The 23,292-nt window shown below is 51.2% G+C and carries 20 protein-coding genes and 1 pseudogene; 15 read left to right on the plus strand and 6 right to left on the minus strand.

All coding sequences use genetic code 11. The features are described from left to right. Positions 1 to 9: 9 nt before the first annotated feature. Entirely contained in the window at positions 10 to 1,467 is a 1,458-nt protein-coding gene (locus MMB48_RS09225) for a sugar nucleotide-binding protein (protein WP_032744856.1), read from the minus strand. A 7-nt stretch (positions 1,468 to 1,474) separates the two neighbouring features. After that, complete coding sequence (rfbB, locus tag MMB48_RS09230) at positions 1,475 to 2,497, minus strand: dTDP-glucose 4,6-dehydratase (protein ID WP_032744857.1); 1,023 nt, start codon at positions 2,495 to 2,497, stop codon at positions 1,475 to 1,477. A 1,166-nt stretch (positions 2,498 to 3,663) separates the two neighbouring features. Here rfbB and MMB48_RS09235 point away from each other — a divergent pair. From MMB48_RS09235 to MMB48_RS09290, 12 genes are all read left to right on the plus strand, one after another. Beyond that, positions 3,664 to 4,818, plus strand: coding sequence for a glycosyltransferase family 4 protein (locus tag MMB48_RS09235; RefSeq protein ID WP_032744858.1), 1,155 nt, complete (start codon positions 3,664 to 3,666; stop codon positions 4,816 to 4,818). Continuing rightward, positions 4,815 to 6,167 (plus strand): glycosyltransferase, encoded by a 1,353-nt coding sequence (locus tag MMB48_RS09240; protein WP_032744859.1) that lies wholly within the window; start codon positions 4,815 to 4,817, stop codon positions 6,165 to 6,167. Before MMB48_RS09235 ends, MMB48_RS09240 begins: the two co-directional genes overlap by 4 nt. Continuing rightward, a complete protein-coding gene (locus MMB48_RS09245) occupies positions 6,151 to 7,215 on the plus strand; it encodes an NAD-dependent epimerase/dehydratase family protein (RefSeq protein ID WP_032744860.1) in 1,065 nt (354 codons plus the stop codon). The genes MMB48_RS09240 and MMB48_RS09245 overlap by 17 nt, the downstream gene beginning before the upstream one ends. Positions 7,216 to 7,306: 91 nt before the next feature. Next, the gene (locus tag MMB48_RS09250; RefSeq protein ID WP_032744892.1) at positions 7,307 to 8,539 is read left to right on the plus strand and encodes a nucleotide sugar dehydrogenase; all 1,233 of its coding nucleotides are present in this window, start codon (positions 7,307 to 7,309) and stop codon (positions 8,537 to 8,539) included. Positions 8,540 to 8,576: 37 nt separating this feature from the next. Beyond that, complete coding sequence (locus MMB48_RS09255; RefSeq protein ID WP_050496300.1) at positions 8,577 to 9,641, plus strand: glycosyltransferase; 1,065 nt, start codon at positions 8,577 to 8,579, stop codon at positions 9,639 to 9,641. A 27-nt stretch (positions 9,642 to 9,668) separates the two neighbouring features. Beyond that, positions 9,669 to 10,499, plus strand: coding sequence for an NAD-dependent epimerase/dehydratase family protein (locus MMB48_RS09260; protein ID WP_023658088.1), 831 nt, complete (start codon positions 9,669 to 9,671; stop codon positions 10,497 to 10,499). 34 nt (positions 10,500 to 10,533) lie between these two features. Beyond that, positions 10,534 to 11,043, plus strand: a complete 510-nt coding sequence (locus tag MMB48_RS09265) for a serine acetyltransferase (RefSeq protein WP_032744862.1) — start codon at positions 10,534 to 10,536, stop codon at positions 11,041 to 11,043. Positions 11,044 to 11,071: 28 nt separating this feature from the next. Then, positions 11,072 to 12,091: a capsular polysaccharide synthesis protein gene (locus tag MMB48_RS09270; RefSeq protein ID WP_032744864.1), complete on the plus strand. Its 1,020-nt coding sequence runs from the start codon at positions 11,072 to 11,074 to the stop codon at positions 12,089 to 12,091. 17 nt (positions 12,092 to 12,108) lie between these two features. Next, positions 12,109 to 13,452, plus strand: coding sequence for an O-antigen ligase family protein (locus MMB48_RS09275; protein WP_032744865.1), 1,344 nt, complete (start codon positions 12,109 to 12,111; stop codon positions 13,450 to 13,452). Further along, the gene (locus tag MMB48_RS09280) at positions 13,452 to 14,384 is read left to right on the plus strand and encodes a hypothetical protein (RefSeq protein ID WP_032744867.1); all 933 of its coding nucleotides are present in this window, start codon (positions 13,452 to 13,454) and stop codon (positions 14,382 to 14,384) included. The genes MMB48_RS09275 and MMB48_RS09280 overlap by 1 nt, the downstream gene beginning before the upstream one ends. Before the next feature lie 15 nt (positions 14,385 to 14,399). Beyond that, the gene (locus MMB48_RS09285) at positions 14,400 to 15,845 is read left to right on the plus strand and encodes an oligosaccharide flippase family protein (protein WP_032744868.1); all 1,446 of its coding nucleotides are present in this window, start codon (positions 14,400 to 14,402) and stop codon (positions 15,843 to 15,845) included. A 144-nt stretch (positions 15,846 to 15,989) separates the two neighbouring features. Next, positions 15,990 to 16,370 (plus strand): acyltransferase, encoded by a 381-nt coding sequence (locus MMB48_RS09290; RefSeq protein ID WP_050496301.1) that lies wholly within the window; start codon positions 15,990 to 15,992, stop codon positions 16,368 to 16,370. A 79-nt stretch (positions 16,371 to 16,449) separates the two neighbouring features. Here the strand turns inward: MMB48_RS09290 and MMB48_RS09295 are convergent, their stop codons facing one another. Then, positions 16,450 to 17,601: an NAD-dependent epimerase/dehydratase family protein gene (locus tag MMB48_RS09295; protein ID WP_032744870.1), complete on the minus strand. Its 1,152-nt coding sequence runs from the start codon at positions 17,599 to 17,601 to the stop codon at positions 16,450 to 16,452. 214 nt (positions 17,602 to 17,815) lie between these two features. Between MMB48_RS09295 and MMB48_RS09300 the strand changes: the two genes are divergently transcribed. Continuing rightward, entirely contained in the window at positions 17,816 to 18,442 is a 627-nt protein-coding gene (locus MMB48_RS09300; RefSeq protein ID WP_050496302.1) for an acyltransferase, read from the plus strand. A gap of 143 nt (positions 18,443 to 18,585) precedes the next feature. On the opposite strand, the pseudogene MMB48_RS09305 reads toward MMB48_RS09300, so the two are convergent. Then, positions 18,586 to 19,643, minus strand: a pseudogene (locus MMB48_RS09305) (IS630 family transposase). A gap of 559 nt (positions 19,644 to 20,202) precedes the next feature. On the opposite strand from MMB48_RS09305, the gene MMB48_RS09310 reads away from it, so the two are divergent. Then, entirely contained in the window at positions 20,203 to 20,541 is a 339-nt protein-coding gene (locus MMB48_RS09310; protein WP_136527153.1) for a hypothetical protein, read from the plus strand. Between the two features lie 14 nt (positions 20,542 to 20,555). Next, positions 20,556 to 20,750: an ATP-binding protein gene (locus MMB48_RS09315; protein ID WP_136527154.1), complete on the plus strand. Its 195-nt coding sequence runs from the start codon at positions 20,556 to 20,558 to the stop codon at positions 20,748 to 20,750. Positions 20,751 to 21,014: 264 nt separating this feature from the next. Here the strand turns inward: MMB48_RS09315 and MMB48_RS09320 are convergent, their stop codons facing one another. Both MMB48_RS09320 and MMB48_RS09325 read right to left on the minus strand, forming a co-directional pair. Continuing rightward, complete coding sequence (locus MMB48_RS09320; RefSeq protein ID WP_032744872.1) at positions 21,015 to 22,388, minus strand: hypothetical protein; 1,374 nt, start codon at positions 22,386 to 22,388, stop codon at positions 21,015 to 21,017. A gap of 104 nt (positions 22,389 to 22,492) precedes the next feature. Beyond that, positions 22,493 to 23,110, minus strand: a complete 618-nt coding sequence (locus tag MMB48_RS09325; RefSeq protein ID WP_032744873.1) for a protein-tyrosine-phosphatase — start codon at positions 23,108 to 23,110, stop codon at positions 22,493 to 22,495. Positions 23,111 to 23,292 lie beyond the last annotated feature (182 nt).

Below are 23,292 nucleotides of genomic sequence, written 5' to 3' on the forward strand. Positions count from 1 at the left end.
CTTCCTGTTTCACCGCTTGTTGAGTTCGCGGGTGACGTATTCTTTGAGGGTTTCCTCCCAGTCGGCGGGCGTGTATCCGGCCGCCTCAATCTTCGCTAGGTCGAGCGCGCTGTGCACGGGGCGCGTGCTGACCGGGCTGGTCGCGTTCGCGAAATACTCGGCCGTCGAGATGGGCTTGACCTTGTCGCCGTTACCGTTCGTCAAATCGAACACCTCACGGGCGATCTCCGCCCACGACTTGACCGCACCGGATCCGGTCAGGTTATAGGTCCCGTACGGGGCATGGCTGTCGAGCAGATGGAAGATCGCCTCCGCCATGTCACGGGTGAACGTCAAGCGCCCGTACTGGTCGTCCACCACCGTCACCCGGTTCAGACCGTCGTTCCCGTCGGCGACGCGGTCCGACAGGCCCATCATGGTCTTGACGAAGTTACGCCCCTCGCCGATCACCCACGAGGAACGCAGGATGTAATGCTCCGGCGCGTTTCCGACGGCGATGTCGCCCGCCGCCTTCGACTGCCCATACACGCCCAACGGGGCGAACGCCTCGGATTCGGTATGCTCCTCGGCGGTCCCGTCAAACACGTAATCGTTCGACACGTGCACCAGCGTGATGTGATGCTCCCCCGCCACCTTGGCCAATAGGGCGGGGCCTTGGGCGTTGGCCTTCCACGAGACCGGACGCCCCTCCGCGGTCTCCGCCCTGTCCACCGCCGTATAGGCGCCCGCGTTGATGATCGTCCCGTACAACGACCAGTCGTACTTGTCGTACGCGTTCGGGTCGGAAAAGTCGAACTCGTCGATGTCCGTGTACTCGAACCCCTCCAGACCATGCGCTTCCGCGTACGCGCGGATCGCGTGCCCCAACTGGCCGTTGCAGCCCGTCACCAAGGTGCGCTTGGAGGCCATGGGCTTGGCATCCTTGAGCATAGGGTGATGCAGATCAGCCTCGGAGCGCTCGGACTCTTTCAGCGGAATCGGCCACTGGATGTTCAGTTCCGGGTCTGCAAGGTTTACGAACGTGTAGGTCTTCTTCTGCTCGAGCGACCAATGCGCGTTCACCAGATACGTGTACACGGTGCCGTCCTGCAGAGCTTGGAAGCTGTTGCCCACACCACGCGGCACGTAGATTGCGCGGCTCGGGTCCAGACGGGTGGTGAACACCTGGCCGAAGCTCTCGCCCGGCCTGAGGTCCACCCACGCGCCGAAGATCTCGCCGGCGGCGATGCTGATGTACTTGTCCCACGGCTCCGCGTGAATGCCACGGGTGACGCCCTTGGTCGCGTTGTAGCTGATGTTGTTCTGCACCGGGCCGAAGTCCGGCAGTCCCAGACCCATCATCTTGGCGCGCTGCCAGTTTTCCTTGAACCAGCCACGGTTGTCGCCGTGCACCGGCAGATCGAACACCAGCAGGCCCGGGATGTTCGTCTCCTCGACCTTCAGTTCTTTCTCGAATTCAAATGCCATGATCGAATCACTGTCCCTGCTGCTTGTACCTGGCCTCGGTGGCGGCCTTCGCCGGCTCCCACCAGGCACGGTTGTCCGTGTACCACTTGATGGTCTGCTCCAGGCCCTTCTGGAAGTCCGTGTGCGTCGGCTTCCAGCCAAGCTCGGTCTGAAGCTTTGTGCTGTCGATCGCGTAGCGGCGGTCGTGTCCTGGACGGTCCTTGACCCAGTCGAAGTCGTCCGGGCTCTTGCCCATCACGGTCAGGATGTCACGCAGCACCGTGATGTTGTTGCGTTCCCCGTCCGCGCCGATCAGATACGTCTCGCCCAGGCGGCCCTGGGTCAGGATGGTCCACACGCCCGTGGAGTGGTCGTCCGTGTGGATCCAGTCGCGCACGTTCTCCCCGTTGCCGTACAGCTTCGGGCGCAGGCCCTCAAGGATGTTCGTGATCTGGCGCGGGATGAACTTCTCCACATGCTGGAAGGGGCCGTAGTTGTTCGAGCAGTTGGAGATGGTGGCGCGGATGCCGAACGTGCGGTGCCATGCGCGCACCAGCAGGTCCGAGCTGGCCTTCGTCGAGCTGTACGGGCTGGACGGATGGTACGGGGTCTGCTCCGTGAACTTGGCCGGGTCGTCCAGGGCCAGGTCGCCGTACACCTCGTCCGTGCTCACGTGGTGGTAGCGCACGTCGTACTTGCGGGCCGCCTCCAACAGGCGGAACGTGCCCTCCACGTTCGTCTTCAAAAACGGCTCCGGATTCGCGATCGAGTTGTCGTTATGCGACTCCGCCGCGTAGTGCACGATTGCGTCATGCCCCGGAACGATCCTGTCGAGCAGCTCGGCATCGCAGATGTTGCCGTGCACGAACTCCACACGGTCGCCCAGAATACCCTTGATGTTCTCAAGATTGCCCGCATACGTCAACGCGTCCAGGACCGTGACATGCACGTCGGGATGATTGTCATACACGTAATGCACGAAATTCGAACCGATGAAACCACAACCACCAGTCACAATAATATTCTTGGGAGTGAAAATCTCTTCTGCCATGATTCACAGCGTACAGCCACGTACCCCTAATTGACATGGTAAACATTTGGCTGGCACTGTATTGTCTCGGTGCATGGTTGACGTTTGCAGCGGTTTTCGATATTGGTATTCGCACGTTATATCGAGTGCTTGGCCGGCGAGAATCCCGCCGATGACGGGGACGACGACGATGATCCGGGATTCACTCCGAGTTCCACTATTTACTGATATTGTCTCTATCGATGTTGACGATGATGCGACGCAGACGCGCCACACCCTACTGGCAGACCCACCCACGACAGTCGACCTTATGCACGCGCCGGAATGGTCCCGTCCGCGGGTTCGACATACAACAGGTTCGGTATGCCGGCGTGGAAGTCCCGTTCCACGAGGTTCGCGGGCGCCTCGCCGATCTCGCCGGCGTAGGAACTCCGCCGCTTCGGGCGTTTCAGGTACACGGCCGCAGGCCCTCCTCGCTGTATGGGTTCAATTAGAAGTTGAAGTTTTAGTCACGAAGATTTTTCGGGTTTAGGCGGAAAGGCATGCCGACCACCCGTGGGCCTTAGCCTGATGGTGCTTCTAGTTTCATTCGGGAAAGGTCCGGAAAGGCAACGATCCGCATGCCCCAAATACAGTCTATCCGTTCGCGTCGCAGGAACGGTGAGCATGCGCTTGAGCGCGCCGGCTGATATGGTGGGCACAGGCGTTCCTCTGCTTTTCGGTTCTATTTCTTGGCGGAAGCAGACCTAACGGGAGAACGCCCCTTCCATACCCGCACACAGGACCCCTGGCAACGACGCCGAAGCCCAACCCCTCACCACACAAACTGGCGAAGACTCCTTTTTCTCATTCAGAAACGTCCGGAAAACCGACAGGATCAGATTTCAAACACAGTTTTAAGTCACGAACAAGCAAAGTGTTCATGGAAAACCCGTGAAGAATAACCTCCTAAGTGCGCGACGGGGGGGCTGAGTGTGTCTGAGGGGGATGCAAAAATCGACTTTGGCAGATAATGAATAGGATTTGGCAGTTCCTGCGCGGTTCGTATTGCGCTTGAAAAAACACCAATTCGGGGTTCATTTGGAGGGAAAGGACGGGGTTCGCATGCTGACCACAGGTCGATTGATTGCAAATAAGGACCGTTATGTCAGTTTTTGGTTGGCGTGATTTTCTCCAGGACGTCGGGCATGAAGATCGCGTTTATTGGGCATAAGAGGATTCCGTCTCGTGAGGGCGGGGTCGAGATTGTGGTGGACGAGCTGGCCACGCGCATGGCCGCGTTGGGCGAGCAGGTCGTGGCGTATAGCCGCAAGGGGCATAACGTCGCCGGCGCGGAGTTTGACAACGAGTCGAACATCTCGGACGCACCTTATTTACATAAGGGTGTGCAGGTCGTGCCCGTCACGACCATCGAGGCCAAGGGGCTGGCCGCGCTATCGTCCTCGTTCTTCGCCACGTTGAAGGCCATCAAAGCAAGGCCGGACGTGATTCACTACCACGCGGAAGGCCCATGCGTTCCCCTTCGTCTCGCACACTGGGCCGGCATTCGAACGGTCGCCACGATTCACGGCTTGGACTGGCAGCGAGCCAAATGGGGCAGGCTCGCCTCTCTGTATTTAAAGCTTGGCGAACAGACTGCGGCCACGTGCGCGGACGAGGTAATCGTACTGAGCCGTGGTGTGCAGCAGTATTTCAAAGACACATACGGGCGGGAGACGCGTTTCATTCCCAACGGCATTGCGCCGGTAGAATCCGTTTCTCCTAACGTGATTGCTGACAAGTGGAGTCTGGAGAAGGATTCCTATATTCTGTTCTTGGGACGCATCGTACCGGAAAAGGGCGTGCATTACCTCATCGAAGCGTTCAAGCGATTGGACACTGACAAGAAGCTCGTGATCGCGGGCGGCGCATCGGATTCCGCCGAATATTACGAGTCGATTAAGCAGGCCGCTACCGGAGATCAGCGCATTATTCTGACCGGGTTTATTGAAGGACGTGAACTCGAAGAACTGTATAGCAACGCATACATATATGTATTGCCCAGTGATTTGGAAGGTATGCCGATGAGCCTATTGGAGGCATTGGCTTACGGCTGCTGCTGCCTGACCTCCAATATCGCTGAATGCGCTGATGTGCTGTGTGATGAGTCCGGAATGATGCATGGAGTTACGTTCCGACATGGCGATGTGAATGATTTGGCCGACAAACTTGGTGAGTTGCTCGTAGACGTGGGTAAGGTACGAAAAATCAAGACCGGCACGGCCAGCTATATCACTGGCCGCTATAGCTGGGACAAGGTTGTTCAAGCGACCCTCAAGCTCTACCGAGGAGCAGATAAATGAGGATTTTACTGGTCAACAAGTATTTCTACCGCAAAGGCGGCGCTGAAACATATTTCTTCGCGCTTGCGGAGGGATTGAAAGCACTCGGCCATGAGGTTGCGATCTTCTCCATGCAGCACCCAAACAATGAGCCGAGTTATTGGAGCAAGTATTTCGTATCCGAAAAGGACTATGTCGGCAAGATTTCCGCGTTCAAAAAAGTGAAGGAAGCGGCGACGCTGGTGTATTCCTTCGAAGCGAAGCGCAAGTTTGAGGCGCTGCTCGAAGAATTCCAGCCAGACATTATTCATATAAATAATGTGCATCGCCAGCTCACTTTGTCGATTCTGGATGCGCCTTATTTGAAGAAGCACCGTGTTCCGGTGGTGTATACAGCGCACGACTATATTCTGCTGTGCCCGGCTTACACGATGGTGGACGGTTCCGGCAAGGTTTGCGACGATTGCCTTGACCGTCACTTCTCCCATGCGGTGAAGAAAACTTGTGTGAAAGGATCGAAAGCGAAGAGTGGTCTGGCGTTCCTTGAAGCGGAATTCCTGAAGAACCATCATTCTTACGACAAGATCGACAAAATCATCGCCCCCAGTGAATTCATGAAGCACAAGCTGGATGAGGGTGGATATGTCGGCAGAACCGTGGCCATGCAGAACTTCCTGACCACCAGCCAAATGGACATGGCACATAAGGTAGCCAACACGAATAAGTTCAATACCGTTGAGCCGTATTTCTTGTTCTTTGGTCGACTTTCCAAAGAAAAAGGCATCCTTACATTGGTGAGGGCGTTCCTGCGAGCTGCAGACTTGATGAATAGTGGGGTTGCGGGCAGCAAACTCCCAGCCAATTGGACCTTGCATATCGTCGGCGATGGTCCTGAGCGCCAGGCTATCGAGAATCTCATCAAATCAGCCGGCCCTGAAGCTGAACGCCGTATCAAACTCCATGGCTACAAGACCGGAGAGGATCTTCAGCGCGAGGTCGGCAATGCCCGCTTCAGCGTGCTGTGCTCCGAATGGCGGGAGAACATGCCTTATTCAGGTTTGGAATCCCTGGCAGCGCAGACTCCAGTAATCGGCGCAAATATCGGAGGAATTCCCGAGCTTGTGGTGGAAGGGAAAACCGGATTCAGGTTTGAATCCGGGCAATTAGATGATTTGGCAAACCATCTATTGCAAGCGTCAGCACTCAATGGTGATGAATACGCAGTCATGCAACAGGAATGCAGCGACTATATCAATCGCAGAGCTCAACAAAGCCTTTATATCCGTTCTCTTGGGGAACTATACATGCGTTGTTTGCAGATTCCAACCCAGCAAGGGATGTCAAGGAGAAGAAATGAAGAACACAATTGATTTGCATAATGCCGCTGTGCTGGTCACTGGCGCTGCGGGATTCATCGGCTCGAATCTTGCAAAGCAACTGCTTGATTCCATTGAAGGGATTCATGTTATCGGTTTCGATAATGTAAATGATTATTACGATGTGCGTCTTAAAGAATATCGCCTTAACCAGCTCTCTCATTATGAAGGGTTCACTTTCATCAAAGCTGATTTGGCAGATAAAGACGCAGTAAATGATGTATTCGAGCAATACCGCCCTACCGTTGTGGTGAATCTTGCCGCTCAAGCTGGTGTGCGATATTCCATCACGCATCCCGATGCTTATATTCAGTCGAATCTGATTGGTTTTTATAACATTCTTGAGGCTTGCCGCCATCATCCGGTGGATCATCTTGTGTATGCGTCTAGCTCCTCCGTATATGGGTCCAATAAGAAGGTTCCATATTCCACGGATGACAAGGTAGATAATCCAGTGAGCCTATACGCTGCTACGAAAAAGTCTGATGAGCTGTTGGCACATGCCTACTCAAAGCTGTATGACATTCCTTCTACAGGCCTGCGTTTCTTTACCGTGTATGGACCTGCCGGACGCCCTGATATGGCGTATTTCGGTTTCACCAATAAGCTTCGTGCAGGAGAGACAATCAAGATTTTCAACTATGGCAATTGCCGACGTGACTTTACTTATGTTGATGACATTGTTGAGGGCATTCTGCGCGTGATGCAAGGTGCGCCTTCGAAGCAGACAGGAGAAGATGGTCTGCCGGTTCCGCCTTATGCGGTGTACAACATCGGTAACGGGCATCCGGAAAACCTGCTCGAATTCGTCACTATTCTGCAGGAGGAGCTTCTACGAGCCAAAGTGCTTCCTGCGGATTACGACTTCGAATCTCATAAAGAGCTGGTTCCCATGCAACCAGGCGATGTGCCGGTCACGTATGCGGATACTGCGGCCTTAGAACGCGATTTTGGCTATAAACCTTCGACTCCGCTGCGTGAAGGCTTGCGTCGATTTGCCGAGTGGTACAAGACCTTCTACCTCGATGACTCTGATAAATAGGACATTCGATTCGTTATTCCAGTCATTCACGTAGTTCATAATACATTTTGCAAGAAAGGATGAAAAAAAAGAGATGAAGGATTTTGATTCATTGAAAATTGCCGTTGCTGGTACCGGTTACGTTGGCTTGAGCTTGGCTACGCTTTTGGCGCAGCATCATCAGGTTACCGCGGTGGATATTGTTCCTGCGAAGGTCGACATGATCAACGCCCGTAAGTCCCCGATCCAGGACGATTACATCGAGAAGTACTTTGCGGAGAAGGAGTTGGACCTCACTGCCACGCTGGATGGTGAAAGCGCATACCGCGACGCCGATTTCGTGATCATCGCGACTCCCACCAACTACGACAGCACGAAGAATTTTTTCGACACCTCTGCGGTGGAGGCCGTCATCAACCTGGTGATGAAGGTGAATCCGACCGCGATCATGGTCATCAAGTCTACCATCCCGGTCGGCTACACCAAGTCGATTCGTGAGAAGACCGGTTCCAGGAACATCATCTTCAGCCCCGAGTTCCTGCGTGAATCCAAGGCTTTGTACGACAATCTGTACCCGAGCCGTATCGTTGTCGGCACCGACCCGGAAGACGAGCATCTCGTGGAGGCCGCGAAGACCTTCGCCAAGCTGCTGCAGCAGGGTGCCATCGAGGAGAACATCCACACGCTGCTCATGGGCTTCACCGAAGCCGAGGCCGTCAAGCTGTTCGCCAACACGTATCTGGCACTGCGAGTCTCTTACTTCAACGAGCTCGATACCTACGCCGAGTCCAAGGGCTTGAACACCCGCGAGATCATCGATGGTGTGTGCCTCGACCCGCGCATCGGCACCCATTACAACAACCCGAGCTTCGGTTACGGCGGCTACTGCCTGCCCAAGGACACCAAGCAGTTGCTCGCCAACTACCAGGATGTGCCGGAGAACCTCATCCAGGCCATCGTGGAATCCAACGCCACCCGCAAAGACTTCATCGCCGACCGCGTACTCGAGCTTGCTGGTGCCTATGGCCCCAACAGCGAATGGGATGCCAGCAAGGAACATGAGACCGTGGTTGGTGTGTATCGCTTGACCATGAAGTCCAACTCCGACAACTTCCGCCAGAGCTCCATTCAAGGTGTGATGAAACGCATCAAGGCCAAGGGGGCGACGGTTATCATCTATGAACCCACGCTCGAAAACGGTTCTACCTTCTTTGGCTCCGAAGTGGTCAACGACCTTGATGAGTTCAAGAAGCGCTCGCACTCCATTGTCGCGAACCGTTATGACTCTTGCCTCGATGACGTAAAGGACAAGGTCTACACCCGTGACCTGTTCCGCAGGGACTAAACAGCACATATACCAATATAAGCAAGGACGTATCGATATGGGTGAGAGTATATGTTTCGTCATGCCAACTATGGACGGTGGCGGCGGCGAACGAGTGGTCTCTATTCTCTCTGGCGAATTCGCTCGTAGTGGATGTGATGTGACGCTGTTCTTAACTAACAGCACTCATACCGCGTATGCTTTGGACAAGCGCGTCCATGTCGATACATCCTGCGCGGAAAGCGACCCGAATTTCCTTGATCAGATTAAAGCTATTCGGGCGAAGATGAGAGCGATGCCGAATACGGTATTTATTTCCTTCATGGATGATCAAAATTTGTTCACCCTAATAGCGGGAATTGGTATGCGGAACCGCATAATTATCTCCCAACGTAATGATCCACACCGTGCTTTTGGAAAGCGTCGGCTGGTTAGGGCTATTCATCCGTGGCTATACGCTCTTGCGGACTGCGTGGTATTCCAAACACAGGATGCACTTGAGTATTACCCCAAATATGCAGCTGGTAAGTACCGTGTGATTCTTAATCCTCTCAATAATAGCATGCTGCCACGCTATGAAGGTGAACGATCCAAGCGAGTGGTTACCGTTTGTCGTTTGAATGAGCAGAAGAATTTGCCGCTCGCCATTGATGCGTTTGCAGAATTCCGCACACGGTTCCGCGACTATACCTTCGAGATTTACGGCGAAGGCGCACTGGAAAATGAGCTAAAGCGTTATGCAGTTTCCCGAGGGGTTGGCGATAGCGTTCATTTCTGCGGCTTCCGGAAGGATGTTCATGCCTGCATTTTCGATGCCGCCATGTTTGTTATTTCCTCGGATTTTGAGGGACTCTCGAATTCAATGATTGAAGCTATTGCGTTGGGAATTCCGACGATTGCTACGGACTGCCCAATCGGTGGGGCCCGCATGGTCATTGACAATGGCGTAAATGGATATCTTGTTCCGGTTCGGAACAAGGAGCGCATGGTTACGGCTATGTGCAGTATTGCAGGCGATACCGGTGTGCAGGAACGCTTTAGCAAAGCTGGCGTGCGGTTGCGTGAGCGTTTGTCGGTTGACTCTATTTCGAAGCAGTGGCTTTCGGCCATTAAAGAGAAATAAAACATCAAGAATATCAAGGAGAAAATCATGAAGATTTTGGTTACCGGTGCTAATGGATATTTAGGGCGCGGTGTGGTTGATGAGTTGCTTAAGCGTGGAAACGAGGTAATCGCCACAGACTTCGCCTGTGACCATGTGAATTCTGCGGCTCATTGCGTGCCCGGAGACATCTTTTCGATTGAAGATCCCTATACGTACTTCGGCGAGCCCGATGTGGTGTTGCATCTGGCTTGGCGCGATGGTTTTGTACACAATTCGAATGCGCACTTTGAGGATTTGCCTAAGCATGTTGCATTCCTGAAAAAACTGTGCGAATCCGGAATCCAGCAAGTGGCATGCATGGGATCGATGCATGAAATCGGATTCCATGAAGGCAGCATCAACGCTCACACCCCATGCTGGCCGATGAGCATGTATGGAATCGCCAAGGATGCGCTCCGTAACGCATTGCAGACCATAGCGTTGCAGAACAAAGTAAAGTTCCAGTGGCTTCGTGGATATTACATCGTCAGCGATACGCAATATGGCAGCTCCATTTTCTCAAAAATCGTTGCGGCGGAGATCGAAGGCAAGAAAGAGTTCCCGTTCACCACAGGTCAGAACCAGTATGATTTTCTAGATTATCCCGATTTCTGTCATCAAGTTGCCGCGGCGGTGAATCAGGATGAAGTGTTGGGGATTATCAATATCTGTTCCGGTAAGCCCGAAAAACTTGCTGATAGGGTGGAACGGTTTATTGCCGAGAATGGGTTCTCCATCAAATTGAAATATGATGCATTCCCTGATCGGCCCTATGACTCCAAAGCCGTGTGGGGCGATGCTTCGAAGATTACCCGAATCCTCGATACAGAACATTGATTTTCCATTTTTTCGCAAAGGATTGAGGATAACAATGGGTACTTTGCTCGAGCAGGATAAGTATCGATACGCCGTTGAGAAAATGCCTAGATTCCAGCGGTTATTTCGTTGTTGCCAAGAGTGCAGGTTCAAGCCTATGCAGTTGGTGTATCGACTGCTATTTCGCTGGTGCCGTCAGAGGAATTTCATCGAGTTAAGCCATCAAACGGTTATCGGTGGTGGCCTGTATATCGGACACCCTTATTGCATCACCATCAATCCTCAAGCCATTATTGGGCGGAATGTCAATATCCATCGAGGGGTTGTTATTGGCCAAGAGAATCGTGGAAAGAGAAAAGGTGCTCCCACGCTTGGTGATGATGTTTGGATTGGAATCAATGCGTCAATAGTGGGAGGAGTGAAGGTCGGGAACGACGTAATGATTGCTCCTGGGGCCTTTGTGAATCGCGACATACCAAGTCACTCGATAGTATTTGGCAATCCTTGCATTATCAAGCATAAGGATCATGCCACCGAGGGATATCTCAATCATAAAAGTCAGTGACGTGGTATTGCAAAAAGCAGGGAATGAAATGGAAGCTCACAATAGCATTAGACGCTATCTTCATCGCATTGGTGAGGAATGCAGATCGACTGCAGAAATCGCCCGCTTCACATCGTGGCCGGAGGCCCTGGAGACCTTCAGGGCCAAGGTGGATATTCAAGTCATGAATCGTAACGGTTTCAAGGAGCAGCCGTCTGTTCGCAAGCGCTTGATACACAAGCATGAGATCCTGATGAAGTATTTTGAGAAGCGCTACGGCGACTTCTATGGGAAATACGATTTCAACGCCCCTATGCCTGTAAGTGACCCGGCCTTGGAAAATAAAATCTGGGTGTGCTGGTGGCAGGGATTGGATAATGCACCGTTGATTGTGCAACGATGCGTGGAATCCATTAGGCGGAATGCCGGTAATCGTGAAGTGATCGTCATTACTGACGAGAACTATGAACAGTATGTGCATATTCCGGATTGGGTGAAGGCCAAGCAGGAGGCCGGTATCATCACAAGAACCAACCTTTCGGATTTGCTGAGACTCTCGCTGCTGGCGGAACATGGCGGTCTCTGGTTGGATTCCACCTTCTATTGCTCAGGCCCGCTAGAAAAGATGGTATTTAGCAAGCCGCTATGGTCCATCAAACGGCCTGATTACCTGCATTGCTCGGTCGCACAAGGTTATTTTGCCGGTTATTCTCTGGCATGCGATGTTAAGCATCGATGGATTTTCCGAGCCATTCGGGACTTCTTTCTTGAATACTGGAGGACGAGTAATTTCATGGTCGATTATCTAATGGTTGATTACATGATTGCGCTCGCGCAACGATATGACGAGCAGGCCAGGCGTGACTTCGGGGCTATTGAGCCCAACAATCCACAATGCGATGACCTGTTCAAGTGTTTAGGTGATGTCTTTAATGAGCGTCATTGGGAGTCATTAATCGCCGATACATCATTGTTTAAATTGACATGGAAGCAAGAGTTTCCCATCGAAATTAATGGTGTCGAAACTTATTATGGAAGATTGCTCAACGGCAATTTACGTCGAAATTAGTTTTTCCAGAGGTGTTGATGATTCGCATAACGAAGACCAAAACATTCCAGTACGCGTGGCTGTACCTTATGTTATTGATTCCGGGCAGCTGCGCGATGTCACGCTATCTGAATACCACATTGGTGTATGGCGTGATTATTGCTATATATGCCCTGCTTGTGTTGCTGAGCGCAAAATATAGGAATGTTTATGTGCTGTCGTTTTGCCTTTTGCTCGCATTGGCAACGATTGTTATCCGATTGAAAACAGGAGGTGTGGGGCCCCTAACTTTTCTTTCCAACGCAGCGATGCTGGTTGTCACCTATATCGCAATGACTATTGATCGGAGAATGTTTCTTACCCGATTCATAAGAATTGTTTGTTTCTTTGGCATCATCAGTGTGCTATTTTGGGCGGCGTTTTGTATTAACCCTTCGCTGGTGAATGCATGGCCTGCAACATCATTCTGGACGCAGAACTTGGGAACGGGTCAATGGGCCACTGTGCTTCATGGAAAAGGACTCTGGCTTTACTCGTATCTTGAAATACACGCAACCCGTAATTGTGGTTTCTACACTGAACCTGGCGTGTATCAGATTGTACTCAATGCTGCTTTATTCGTCCTGTTATTTTGGAAAGAGAAATTATATTTTGATAACGAGAAGCAATATCGTACGGCGGCCGTCATTGTCTTGCTCACACTGATTACTTGCCAGTCGACGACCGGTTATCTTTCTATGATGGTCATCTTGTTGTGCTTCTTCTTTATGCGTGGCAGAGAGCGAGACACACGTACGCTGAAGCAAAAGATTGCAGTGCTAGTGGTCGCCATCACGGCGGTGCTGATCACTGACTACTGTCTTCGCGGGGAAGAGAGTATCCTTTATGTTCAAGTGCTGAACAAACTATTTGGTGGAGACATTGGCGGTGGTATCAATTTAGAGGATAGCACGGGACAATATCGTTGGATGACAGTGATGGCTAGTTTGAAGGCTCTTTCCATGGACCCGTTCGGTATCGGTTTTGACGCATTCTATGCGATACGAGACTCATTTGGCCCAGCTGCAGTTGCCGCTAGCATTGCGACCTATGCCGCAGTGTATGGAGTGATTTTCTGGCTGGCGATGATGATTATGATTTTCTATCCAATGATTCGACGGGAACCAAAGAAAATACTTATTGCCGTATTTGCTTTTATGTTTATCAATTCCACGGTTAGCGAGACGTATTTGTTCTATCCGGGTCTCATGATGTTCCCAATTTATCTCAGCTCCTATTCCACGCATAAGCAGTCCAGTGTTGTTGGACATGCGATTGCTACATATAATCCTCGCCATTCGCTAATGGTTTCCAATCCGATGAATGCTAAAGAGGTGATGTAATGGAACGGACTCTGCTACTTGTTCCCAGCGGCAGCTTCTATTATTTCAATAGTATGCAACTTCCTAATGTGGTGGTTTTCCCTGTGTTCCGCGAAGTTCATGGCGCGTCCGAAATGGTTTGGAAAGCAATGAGGAAGCTGAGGCTTGCTGCCAGCTCACTGTTCTATACTGATTGGTACAAGGATTTGCAGTCGTTTTCCAAGATCATTGTTTTTGATCTTACGGCATGGCTGGATCCGGCGTTATTGCGCAACATTAATAGACATAAAAATCCTGACGCGAAATGTTATCTATATTCCTGGAATATTGTTCGCGATAAGCAGGTTGTCCTTGGCCATCTTGCGGCGTGCAGGAAGTATGGTTTCTCATATTATTCGTATGACGAAAATGACTGCAAGCAATATGGATTCCGCTTCAACACCATCATGTATGACGAGAACTTGCGTCTCCCGGAACGTGCTCTGACGTCAGATATGCTGTTTCTTGGTTTTCTCAAGGATCGCAAGGCAAAAATGCTTGCTTTGCATCAAATTATCTCCGATGCTGGCATGAAACCGGAATTCGTAATTGTTGAAAACGGTAATCAGCATGAAGATTTGCCATTCACCATTCGTCACTCATATGTTAATTATGCGGATTATCTCGATATGGTTTCGCAAAGCAAGGCGATTTTGGATATCACGCAGCAAGGTCAGAACGGATTCTCTATGCGCGTGATGGAATCCATTTTCCTCAACAAGAAACTCGTTTCGACTAACATGGCTCTATTGTCAGCGAATTTTTATGATCCCAATAATATTCTGGTCATTGATTTGCAGAACCCTGATGAAGAAGAGCTTACCGTGTTCCTGCGTTCCGAGTTTCACCCATATTCTCAAGAGACAAGACACTACTATTCCGTCGGCTCATGGATCAATCGTTTCCAACAATGATGGTGCAGACGAATAATGGCAAAACACATTAAAAAACATTTTTGGAATAGGCGGCCATCCGAGGGTATGAAATCGGCGGTAGCATACACATTTGCATCGCTGTTTTCTAAAGGTTTGGCTTTTGTTACTGTGCCGATTTTTACCCGAATCATGTCAACTTCTGAGATGGGCACAGTCAATCTGTATAATTCTTGGCAGTCGATACTGACGGTCGTGGCGACGCTCTCGTTGACTTACGGCGGATATATGGTCGCGTTGAAGGAATATGAGCATGAGCGCGATAGGTACGAATCTTCAGTGCTGACGCTCACGACATTCACATCAATCGTATTCTTTGCCGTATATTCCGTTGCTCCCAATTTTTGGAGTCGCATACTTGGCCTAGACAAATCGCTGTTGCTGCTGATGCTAGTTGGTTTCCTATTGCTGCCGGCTACGGAGTTCTGGCTGGCAAGACAGCGTTACGAGTATAAGTACAAGGCAGCAACACTGGTGACGATTGGCTCCGCCATTGTGGCATCAGTACTTTCCATTGTCGCTGTATTGTATATGCGAGGAAGCGGAAAAGCGGCCGAAGGACGATTGTTCGCGAATTATGCCGTGCTATATGCTGTTGCTCTTGTGCTATGGGCATACATCATGGTGCGGGGGCGCAAGTTCATTTCCATGCGGTATTGGAAATTCTCACTTGCTCTGAGTGTGCCTCTTATTGCGAATCAGTGCGCTACGCAGATTCTGAATAATTCCGGTCGCGTGATGATTGGTTGGTTCGTTGATAATTCCGCTGTGGGCATTTATGGCACACTTTCCTCGGTGAGTACCGTTTCCACAATCATATGGTCGGCAATTAATTCTTCGTTTGTCCCATTCCTCTATCGGAATATTGATGATTCCGAAGGCAAGAAAAGAGTTCGGAGCCTCGCTTCGATTCTGCTACTCACCTATGCTGCGGTATGCGTATTGATGACTTTCCTAGCTCCTGAGGTGGTCAAGATAATCACAACTGATGAATATATGGCAGCGATTTACATCATGCCGCCAATTTCTGCAGCCATTTTCCAGAACGCTATTTCCAATATGTATGCAAACGTGTTGTTGTATCACAAAAAAACTTCATACATAATGATTGCCTCTATTTGTGGCGCAGTACTGAATATTGTACTGAATGCAGTACTGATTCCTCTATTTGGATATCAGGCAGCGGCCTATTCGATGTTGATTGCATTCGTATTCTTGTCGTATGTGCAAATGCGTGTGTCCAAAAAACTGCACTTCACTATCACGGGAACCAAGGAAACCGTATATGATGACAAAGCCATTATCGGTATACAATGGCTGGTAATTGTGCTTTCCGCCATTGCGATTCCTCTATATAACTTCACGATTATTCGTTATATAGCAGCATTTGTCCTGATGATTACCTCCTTGTTCCTCTACAAAAAGAGCAAAATATCTGTCTGATATAGAAAGGAACCGCATTGTTTGAGAAATTAATGAATCATTTCCGTAATGCTAAGAAAAATGCTGCTCATTACCGAAAGCTGGGTTTAAAGCTGGGGGGGCTTCGAGATTCTCAATGGCTGGGATTTTGGAAGTGAACCGTGGTTGATTGAGATCGGCGATAATGTCAGGATTACATCTGGTGTTAGATTTGTGACTCATGACGGTGGCGTGTGGGTATTGCGTCATAAGTATTCTGAGCTATCCGATATCGATCTCTTTGGGAAAATTCGAATCGGCAATAACGTGCATATTGGTTTTAATGCCATTATTATGCCGGGGGTAACAATCGGAGATAATTGCATTATCGGATGCGGCACTATTGTTACGCATGATATTCCTGCAAATTCCATCGTAGTGGGTGTGCCGGGTAGGGTGATCGAGTCCGTTGGTGAATATGCGGCTAAACATGATGACGATTTTATGCATACTAAAAAGATGGCTACTGATGAGAAAAAAGCTTTCGTTCTTGGCCATCTAAAATGATGGGAATATTTTTAATGTGATTGTTCTTGGGACTGGCCGAAGCAATATAGCATTATGCTTCGGCCAAGGTTCTAGATGCTTATTTTCGAATAAACATTCCTGAACGTTCCATCTCTGTAAGGGATTGTTCGTAACGACTGTTGTCGGTCTCTTGTCCCAGTACCCATTTGCAAAACTCGGTCAAACCTTCCTGCAAGGAAATCGACGGAGTGAAATCAAGCAGCTTTCGTGCCTTTTGGGTATCAGCGACATTATGTGCGATGTCTCCGATACGGAAATCACCGGTAACGTCCAGATTACTGGTACTGCCATAGATTCGTTTCAATGTCTCAGCTATTTCGATGACACTTGTTCCGATTCCGCTGCCTAGGTTGATGATTTCTCCGTTCGATGCGACCGTATTGATAGATTTGATGACCGCGGAAGCAACATCCTTTACGTGGATGAAGTCGCGGCTTTCCTTGCCGTCTTCAAAGATATTGATGTCTTTATTGTCCAAAAGCAATGAGGAGAAGATGGAAAGAATGCCAGTGTAAGGATTCTTCAATGATTGGCCTGCTCCGTACACATTTTGGAAACGGAAGATGGTGTAATCAATATCCATCGCAGGGCACATTGTCTGAATCATCATCTCTTGTGAAAGCTTGGTGAACGCATAAAGAGAATTTGGGGTGGTTTTACTGTCTTCGGTGGTGGGAATTAAGGTCAAGGCGGTATTGCACTTGTCGCAATGCATAGTGAAATCGCCTTGCATCATATCTTTAGTTTTGCGTCCACGGGGGTAGACTACGCCACAGTTTGGGCATTGATACTTGCCTTCGCCATACACAGAACGCGATGACGACAGGATGACTTTGCGTATAGTGTTGCTTTTCCCCTTGAGCGATAGTGCTTGAAAAATATTTGACAAACCCATGACATTGATCTCGTTGTACTGGTTGATCATGTACATGGATTGCCCGGTACCGGTTTCTGCCGCAAGATGCAAAACAACATCTACCCCTTCAAGGGCTTTCTGGACTGTTGTGAAATCACGCACGTCTCCACGGATGAAATCACAACAATCTTTTATAGATTGGAAAAGATATGACTTTTCAGGATTGTTGCCATGAATTTGTTTGGTCAATGCATCTAGAACGCGAATTTCGTATTCATCATGAGCGCTCAGTTGTTTTACGATCTCGCTACCAATAAAACCTGCGCCGCCTGTTACCAGAATCTTCGTTGTCATATGTCTTGAACCGTTCTTTTGTAGAAACTTTCCCTAGAAGGAGGGTATGCTTTCAGTGTAGTTCAAACTATCTCATTTGGTATTTACCTTCATAGGCGAAAATTAGGTCACATTAGACATCGACTATAAATCGAACCGCTACGTCTTCCTCTCTGATTATGCTGTTTTCATCAATCGAGAGCGCTCATGAAGTTTGGATTACAAAGGAGTCGTCATGTTTGGACTAGGCCGCATTCGAGACAGATACTACAAATGGTGTGAATCCGTGAAGTTCCTTTCGCGGAACAAAGGGATGCGTGCCGGCAAAAACCTGGATCTGCGACTATCTCAGTATATTCACTGTGCTGGTTCCGTAGTTCTTGGTGATAATTGTCGTCTCTATTGCTGGGATGCTTCGCACGGTAAGCCCTTCGATCGTGAACCTGAAATTCGCATTGGAGAACGAGTACATGTGACTAGAAATCTCACTTTGCAATGTACCTCAGAAATCATCATTGAAGATGACACACTGCTTGCTTCTGACATTGTCATGATTGATTACAACCACGGTATGTCTCCGTTGCCAGATTCCTATCTGGACAACGACCTTGAACTCACCTCGGGAATCCATATTGGCCGAGGTGCATGGATTGGGAATAACGTGATTATCTTAGGCGGCGTTGAAATCGGAGAAAAGTCAATTATCGGGGCGGGATCCGTCGTCACTAAATCTATTCCTTCATATTCAATTGCGGTAGGTAACCCTGCTCATGTTATTAAGCAATATAACCCCTCTACCAATCTTTGGGAATCCATCAGAACAAACAACGAGGTCGATAGAGCTGCTTCGAAAACGATGTGAATTCGATTGGTTTTGTCGTAAGCCTTTATGTCCATCAAGAGAATTCAACAGACTGTCCCCTTGCGGAAATATATGCTAGTGTCCTGCGTTGGAAGTTCGTTGTTGAATTCGGTGGTCTAGATGCCGGTGGTGCGCTGGAGGAATCAGGCGAGGGAGGAGAGGATCTGGTCGGCGGTCTTGGTCCACTTGAACGGCCGGGGTTCTCGTTCCATGCCCTGGCCCACTCGAGCACGTCCCTCTCCAATGCCTGGACGCTGCGGTGGTCGCTGCGTTGGAGCATCCGGCGGGTGATCTCCTCGAACAGGCGCCCGACCTGGTTCAGCCAGCTCGAATAGGTCGGCGTGAAGTGCATGTGGAAGCGCGGGTGGCGTTTCAGCCATGCGTTCACGCTCGGCGTCTTGTGGGTCCCGTAGTTGTCGCACACCACGTGCACGTCGAGCCCGTCGGGCACCTCGGCGTCGATCTTCCCGAGGAACGAGACGAACTCGGCGGCCCGGTGCCGGCGGTGCGTGACGCCGATCACGGTCCCGTCGGCAACATTCATCGCGGCGAATGGGCTCGTGGTGCCGTGCCGCACGTAGTCATGGGTGCGCCGCTCGGGCATTCCCGGCATCATCGGCAAGGCCGGCCGGGCCCGCCCGAGCGCCTGGATCCGGCTCTTCTCGTCCACGCACAGCATGACCGCGCTCTCGGGCGGGTCCAGGTGCAGTCTGACCACGTCATGCACCCTGTCCGCGAACAGCGGGTCGTTCGACGGCTTGAACCCGTCCTCCGGATGGGGCTTGAGGTTGAACGCGCGCCAGATGCGGCCCGCGCTCGACCTGCTGATCCCGATGCGCTCGGCCATCAGCCGCCGGATCCAGTGCGTCGCGTCCCTCGGCGTCTCCTCCAGCGTCGCCGCCAGCAGGTCCTCGACCATCCGGTCGGTGATCGTCGCCGGTCTGCCCGGCCTCGGCTCGTCCGGCAGGCCGTCCAGCCTCGACTCGAGGAACCGGCCCCGCCACTTGCCCACCGTCGGCAGGCTCACGCCGACCCGTTCGGCGACCTCCTTGTTCGACAGTCCCTCCGCACACGCCAGCACGATCCGGCAACGCAACGCCAAAGCCTGCGACGACCTGCGGCACCTGGCCCAACGCTCCAACTGGCCGCGTTCCCCGTCGCTCAATGTCAACCCGACCCTGGGCCGCCCCGTCCTCGCCATACGCCAGCCATACCAGAATCAGTAAACGAATTAAAGACGCAGGATACCAGGCTTTCTTTTCTCCCATCCTCATCGACTTCACCGGCGGAATCGCAACGGGAACGTGACCAGCGACAAACACCACCACGCTGAATCTCGCGCCCTCTGCAACTCGCATCTGCGGAGCGACTAAAACTTACGAAAAGGATAGTAAACGATACCCCCCATACCTAGCAAAAGTGGTGTCTCTCATTAAGAAACACCCTTTCAGCCACTCTGATCCGACGCCTTACACGACTGGTAACGGCACCAATTGAACGCATCTTGGGCCTCGTGCTCAGATTGGCAACAGACAGCGTTGCTCATTGCTGAGCAGCTCACCCAATACGCGTTTTTCACCAATCCGTCACAACACGGGCGGCAACGCGGAACAACATCGTGCATCCTTGTTTATTTGCACCGACTGTGGACTTGCCCTCTGAGTTGCTTAGAACATGGCGGCATACACGAATTCTCTTTTGCCTGCCATTTGCTTCTCTTTTGATTCTCTTTTGCATCTAAAAGCAAAACCAAGCTGGACGTGGATTGGTACCGCCAAGAATTCGACATACCCCAGACGGCATCAACTCAACAGACGCTCCATTTACTTGCCAGCGAACAGCTTATCATCGCCCAAGATGCGGGGAACTACGCCATCACCAATCTTGATGCTCTCCTATTCGCTCGCGATTTCAATGATTTCCCAACCGTGGCGCGTAAAGCATTGCGCGTTATTCGTTACGATGGTCCATCACCAATCTCCCCATCTCGCAGCAAAACTTTTTCTCAGGGTATGCCAAGTTGGATCAAGCGTTGGAATATGTCGAAGCACTGTTGCCTGAGCAGGAAGTCATTCAAGGTGTACGACGTGTCACCCTGAGGATGTTCCCACATATGGCACTTCGTGAATTGATGGCAAATATGCTTATTCACCAAGATTTTTCTATTACCGGTACCGGACCTATGATCTGTATTTTCGATGGCCGTATCGAATTTACTAATCCAGGAAGTTCTCTTGTAGATGTCGCCAGATTGCTTAATGATCTTCCGCATTCGCGCAACGAGAAAATGGCAGCTATTTGCCGATGACTAACGCCAGCCTTCGCAAAAGATTTGATTTGCCGGCGAGTGGAGCCTCCCAAGTATCCAAACTTATTAAAACCTGCATCAGTAGTAATCTATTGAAAATAGCAGATCCCGATGCCGGTAAGCGATATGTCAGGTATCTGCCATATTGGGCTTAATGAGGCTATTCTTCACACGAGCAAGAATAACTTCGAGTAAACCGCCGAAATAAGCCAATGCACAATCACCATGATCGGAATACTCCAAATATATGAGTCATCAGAATTCTCATTTTGATTTAAGCCTTGGCACGGCAGCCACTGCCCATAGGAGTAGTGGAAGGGCATAAAAGGCATATCCTTCGAACTGCACATACAGGTATATGGTCAACAGCAGCCAGCAGACAGTGGTCTTGTTCCAGGCATGGTTATGGCTAATCCACCACAGCACTAGTACCACGAGAATTACAGAAGCAATCAGGCCGAACTCCACGAAAAAGCTGGTGTAGGCGCTCATCGTGAACATGTTTGCTGGTGTCACTTGTGCGTACCAGCCCTTCGGTGCCGAAGCGTTCAGGCCCAGACGTTCCAGAGACCGCACTGCGGCATCGGCACCCTGATGGGTGGCATCGGATAGATTGCCTGCGCCATAGCCGAGCAACAACTGCTTTGGATGCTTCAACGCACCCGCACCTGGTCCCAGTGACTGCCATAAACGGGCATAGAACGAACCGTCACCGTCAAAGCCAAGCTCGGCTATGGAGCTCAACCGATGGTTCACTGCCACGCTGCATGCGCCGAGACCGACCGTGACCACCAGTTCCCCGAACGCCACAAGCCGGCCGCGCCACGTGTGCCAACCGTTCATCTCGATAATCACAAACACCAACGCGATAATCGAGTCAAGAATGATGCGCACGCCTGCACCCATGATCACCGAGCCTGCAGCGAATACCATGATAAGGACGCGCAGTTGGTTTGCACGCTTGTGGTCACGACCACGCACCAGCCAGATCAGCGGCAGCAGCACACCGAACAGGTGCATACCTATATAGCTCGGTTCTGCGAACAGAAACTGCGGGCGGCCACCGCCCCAATGCGAAGTGCTGCTGATGTACTGGCGGCTCATCAGATGAATGAAGAAGTTCTTTACGGAAGTCCAATCAAACATGATTGACAACCGCTGCACCACGCCGACTGCGAAGGCGAACCAATATACGAGAATCAGCAGATCCAACATGCGCCGCCAAGACAAGCGCTTGATACGTAATGCCATGTCCAACGCACACAGGCAGGCGAGAGCCCCAGCCACGCCGGCCAGCGACACCAGCGCCGGAAGCCGATGGAATGCTACCAGCCACCAATCCACTGCAGACAGCGCGATTAACAGCACCGGAAACAGGAAGAATGCGCGGAAACGGTGCCAAACCTGCGGCAGCAAACGCCAGTTCGCTACCGCATATGCCATAAACAACCACGGAGAAAGCGGCGTCCAAAACGGCATGTATGGGCCTGCTACTGTGCCGTCAATCGGCAGCATGGCGAGCGCCGCATAGAACAAAAAATCTGAGGAATCGACCAATATCGGTCGATCATTATCAAACGAGACGCCGGCTTTCCCGAAATCCGCCTCGGCGATGCCGGCAATATTAGAATCAGTCATTCATTACTCCCACTGTCATCACCCAACAGCATGCCACTGTAACGGACAAATCATATCGGGAGATGAAACCGGCGTGAGAATGACGTGAATACTTACGTCTTACGTCAGCTTGATGTCAGACCGTTGTAAGCATACTGCCGCGTGATTTGAGGGCGCACCGGAGCTTCCTCAACGCGGTAGTGCTTGCGCATGCTGGTCAGGATGGTGCGCAGCGCCTTGTTTGTCTGCTCGGCGGCAGCGCGGAATTTTGCGTATTCCTTGCCGTGCGGATCTTCAATATCCTCGGGTTCGGGAAGCATGGGCCGAATAATGGAAGCAGAGTCAATCACTGACTGCAAGCGTTCCTGAATGGTCAAGCCCTTGACCAGCCCGTTGCGTGCGCAGTACTCGCACATGTTTGCGAAGTCACCCAATAGGAACGTGTATCTCACAGCAGTGGGAGCCAACGTGACGATGTCTTTGCGCTGATCCTTTTCAAAGCACAGGATCAGATCAGCTGACTTGGCCATCGGCTGTGTCAGGCGTCGAGAGCGGAACCCACTCGGTTCGATGCCCACGCTCTCCATGAGCAGGGCGCTGTTGGGGTCAATCTGGTGCATGGGCAAGCCATGCGTGCCCGCGCTGGAAACCTGCACTGTGGTACCGGAAAGGTAGCGGGTGAGTAGCAGCTCGCCCATGGGAGAACGACAGATATTGCCGGTGCAGACGAACATAATGTGCATGGGCTCAGTCCTTCTTCATACTTACAACGCTACCTTGCGGGCCTGCGTACAAACCACTAGCGCACCATTCTAGTCCGATACACCGGACTGCGGCCAATCCTCGTCCGCCCACCACCACTTCATCTTCACATGAATGTTACAAGGGATTCGCTTTTTGGGCGGATTTTGCTATAGGGGGGGGG

Origin of the sequence: Bifidobacterium sp. FKU, assembly GCF_026016385.1 — a bacterium.
GTDB lineage: Bacteria > Actinomycetota > Actinomycetes > Actinomycetales > Bifidobacteriaceae > Bifidobacterium > Bifidobacterium infantis.

Bases quoted from the DNA above. Each gene is read 5' to 3' on its own strand.
- MMB48_RS09225 (WP_032744856.1), bottom strand. From the start codon at position 1,467: ATGGCATTTGAATTCGAGAAAGAACTGAAGGTCGAGGAGACGAACATC.
- rfbB (WP_032744857.1), bottom strand. From the start codon at position 2,497: ATGGCAGAAGAGATTTTCACTCCCAAGAATATTATTGTGACTGGTGGT.
- MMB48_RS09235 (WP_032744858.1), top strand. From the start codon at position 3,664: ATGAAGATCGCGTTTATTGGGCATAAGAGGATTCCGTCTCGTGAGGGC.
- MMB48_RS09240 (WP_032744859.1), top strand. From the start codon at position 4,815: ATGAGGATTTTACTGGTCAACAAGTATTTCTACCGCAAAGGCGGCGCT.
- MMB48_RS09245 (WP_032744860.1), top strand. From the start codon at position 6,151: ATGAAGAACACAATTGATTTGCATAATGCCGCTGTGCTGGTCACTGGC.
- MMB48_RS09255 (WP_050496300.1), top strand. From the start codon at position 8,577: ATGGGTGAGAGTATATGTTTCGTCATGCCAACTATGGACGGTGGCGGC.
- MMB48_RS09260 (WP_023658088.1), top strand. From the start codon at position 9,669: ATGAAGATTTTGGTTACCGGTGCTAATGGATATTTAGGGCGCGGTGTG.
- MMB48_RS09265 (WP_032744862.1), top strand. From the start codon at position 10,534: ATGGGTACTTTGCTCGAGCAGGATAAGTATCGATACGCCGTTGAGAAA.
- MMB48_RS09270 (WP_032744864.1), top strand. From the start codon at position 11,072: ATGGAAGCTCACAATAGCATTAGACGCTATCTTCATCGCATTGGTGAG.
- MMB48_RS09275 (WP_032744865.1), top strand. From the start codon at position 12,109: ATGATTCGCATAACGAAGACCAAAACATTCCAGTACGCGTGGCTGTAC.
- MMB48_RS09280 (WP_032744867.1), top strand. From the start codon at position 13,452: ATGGAACGGACTCTGCTACTTGTTCCCAGCGGCAGCTTCTATTATTTC.
- MMB48_RS09285 (WP_032744868.1), top strand. From the start codon at position 14,400: ATGGCAAAACACATTAAAAAACATTTTTGGAATAGGCGGCCATCCGAG.
- MMB48_RS09295 (WP_032744870.1), bottom strand. From the start codon at position 17,601: ATGACAACGAAGATTCTGGTAACAGGCGGCGCAGGTTTTATTGGTAGC.
- MMB48_RS09300 (WP_050496302.1), top strand. From the start codon at position 17,816: ATGTTTGGACTAGGCCGCATTCGAGACAGATACTACAAATGGTGTGAA.
- MMB48_RS09315 (WP_136527154.1), top strand. From the start codon at position 20,556: ATGGCACTTCGTGAATTGATGGCAAATATGCTTATTCACCAAGATTTT.
- MMB48_RS09320 (WP_032744872.1), bottom strand. From the start codon at position 22,388: ATGACTGATTCTAATATTGCCGGCATCGCCGAGGCGGATTTCGGGAAA.
- MMB48_RS09325 (WP_032744873.1), bottom strand. From the start codon at position 23,110: ATGCACATTATGTTCGTCTGCACCGGCAATATCTGTCGTTCTCCCATG.